General features: G+C 75.7%; 1 protein-coding gene. It reads left to right on the forward strand.

The genetic code is table 11. The features are described from left to right. The coding region (locus HO151_RS06855; protein ID WP_173895193.1) for an SDR family NAD(P)-dependent oxidoreductase at window positions 1–3,176 on the forward strand (3,176 nt) is incomplete at both ends.

Below are 3,176 nucleotides of genomic sequence, written 5' to 3' on the forward strand. Positions count from 1 at the left end.
CCAGCGGTATTGGCTGGGCCGGGGTGGCGGCACGGCCGACGCCGCGGCGCTGGGACTGGCGCGGGCCGAGCACCCGCTGCTGGGTGCCGTGACGGAGCTGCCCGGGTCCGGCGGTCTGCTGTTCACCTCGCGGCTGTCGCTGCGTACGCATCCGTGGCTGGCGGACCATGCGGCGGCGGGGACGGTGCTGTTGCCGGGGGCGGCGTTCGTGGAGCTGGCGGTGCGTGCCGGGGACGAGGTCGGCTGCGGTGCCGTCGAGGAACTGGTGGTGGAGGCGCCGCTGCCGCTCCCCGAGCACGAGGGCGTGCAGGTGCGGGTGACCGTGGACGCCCCGGACGGATCCGGGCGGCGTCAGGTGTCGGTGCACTCGCGCCGCCAGGAGGCGGCCTGGGTGCGGCACGTCAGCGGCACGCTGAGCCCGGAGAGCGACCCGGCCGGCGGCAGCGTCGGGCCGGACGCACAGGACCTGACGCGGTGGCCGCCCGTCGGGGCGCTGCCGGTCCCGGAGGACCGGGTGCGCGGCGTCTACGAGGAGTTGGCGGCGGACGGATACGGGTACGGTCCCGCCTTCCGCGGCCTGCGCGCGGCGTGGACGCGGGGCGACGAGATCTACGCGGAGGTCGCCCTGCCCGAGGAACTGGCCTCCGAGGCGGGCGCGTTCGGCCTGCATCCCGCGCTGCTCGACGCGGCCCTGCACGCCACCGCCTTCCGCGACCGCACCGGCGCCGACACGGGCCCCGCGTTGCCCTTCGCCTACCGAGGGGTGTCGCTGCAAGCTTCCGGCGCGTCGGCGCTGCGGGTACGGATCACGCCTTCCGGAAAGGACGGGGTGGGTGTCCGGCTGGCCGACCCGAACGGCGCGTCCGTCGCGGTGATCGAGTCGCTGGTGTCGCGGCCGGTGCCGACGGGCGGGCCGGACGCCGCCGGCGGGCGGACGCCGCTGGAGCAGATGTTCCTCGTGGGCTGGGAGGAGCTGCGGGTCGCTCCCGCCACCCCCGTGGAGACGGTCTCCGTACGGACCGTGGAGGACGTGACGCGGGTGACCGGACCGCCGGCGGTCCTGCTGTACGAACCCGAGGGCACCGACGTGCACCATGTCACCCACCGCACCCTGGAGGTACTTCAGGCGTGGCTCGGCGCGCCCGCGCTGGAGCAGACACGCCTGGTGGTGCTGACCAGGGGTGCCGTGAGCGTGCGGGACGGTGACCGGCCGAACCCGGCGGTGGCCGCCGCGTGGGGCCTCGTGGGCACCGCGCAGTCGGAACACCCCGGCCGCGTCCTGCTCCTCGACACGGACGCCACGGCGGCCTCCGCCGACGTGCTCCCCGCCCTCCTGGCCGCCCTGCTCGACGGCGACGAACCACAGCTCGCCCTGCGTGACGGGGTCTGCCACCAGCGGCGTCTCACCCGGGCCGGCGCCGACGAGGTCCTGACGGCACCGGCGGATGAGCCCACGTGGGAGCTGGGCACGCGGGCCCCGGGCACGCTGGAGGGCCTGGCCCTCCTGCCGGCGCCGGAGGCACGGGCGGCACTGCCTCCCGGGCACGTCCGGATCGGGACGCGCGCCGCGGGCCTCAACTTCCGTGACGTACTGATGGCGCTGGGCATGTACCCGGGTGAGATCAGCATCGGCAACGAAGGCGCCGGTGTGGTCACGGAGGTCGGTCCCGGCGTCACCCGCTTCGCCCCGGGCGACCGGGTCATGGGCCTCTTCGAGGGCGCGGGCGGCCCCGTGGCCGTGGCCGACTGCCGCACACTCGCGCCCATGCCGAAGGGCTGGTCCTTCGAACAGGCGGCCTCGGTGCCCTGCGTGTACCTCACCGCCTGGTTCGGGCTGCGGGACCTGGCGGGGCTGGAGCGCGGCGAGTCGGTGCTGATCCACGCCGCCGCCGGTGGTGTCGGCACGGCCGCCGTGCAGCTCGCCCGGCACTGGGGCGCCGAGGTCTACGGCACCGCCAGTCCGGCCAAGTGGGACGCGGCGCGTGCCGCCGGCGTACCCGACGGGCGGCTCGCCAACTCCCGCACCCTGGACTTCGAGGGGCAGTTCCTCGACCTGACCGGCGGGCGGGGCTTCGACGTCGTCCTGGACGCGCTCGCCGGTGACTTCGTGGACGCCTCGCTGCGCCTGCTGCCCAGGGGCGGCCGGTTCATCGAGATGGGCAAGACCGACCTGCGCGATCCCGCCGAGGTGGCGGCCGCCCACCCCGGCGTCGCCTACCGGGCCTTCGACCTGGCCGACGCGGGCGGCGAACGCATCGAGCGGATGCTGACCGAGCTGGTCGCCCTCTTCGACCAGGGCGTCCTGACCCCGCCGCCGCTCACCACGTGGGACATCCGGCATGCTCCGGCCGCCTTCCGGTTCATGAGCCAGGGCCGGCACATCGGCAAGAACGTGTTCACGCTGCCGCGCCGGCCCGACCCGCGGGGCACCGTCCTCGTCACCGGCGGTACCGGAGCACTGGGCAAGGTGGCGGCCCGCCGCCTGGTGACCGAGCACGGCGTACGCAACCTGCTGCTGGCCAGCCGCAGCGGCCCCCGGGCCGACGGCTCCGCCGAGCTGGAGCGCGAACTGACCGCCCTCGGGGCGAGGGTCCGCATCGCCGCCTGCGACGTGTCCGACCGGGACGCCGTGGCCGCGCTGCTGTCGACCGTCTCCCCGGACGCCCCGCTGACCGGTGTGGTGCACAGCGCCGGCGCCCTGGACGACGGCGTACTCACCGCCCTGACCGCCGAACGACTGGACACCGTCCTCGCCTCCAAGGCCGACGCCGCACACCACCTGCACGAACTGACCCGGCACCTGGACCTGACACTGTTCGTCCTGTTCTCCTCGGCCGCCGGCACCCTCGGCGGTTCCGGGCAGGGCGGCTACGTCGCCGCCAACGCCTACCTGGACGCCCTGGCCCACCAGCGCCGGGCCCAGGGCCTTCCCGCCGTCTCGCTGGCCTGGGGCCTGTGGACGCAGGGCGCGGGGACCGGCCTGACCGGTCACCTCACCGGCGCGGACCAGCGGCGGATGGCACGCGGCGGAGTCGTCGGGCTGTCGGAGGACGAGGGTGCGGCACTGTTCGACACCGCGCTGCGCCTGCCCCAGCCGGTGCTGCTGCCGATGAGACTGGACTTCGGCGCGCTGCGGGCGCAGGCCGCCACCGGGCCGGTGCCGCCGCTGCTGCGCG

It is taken from the genome of Streptomyces sp. 8P21H-1 (assembly GCF_013302945.1).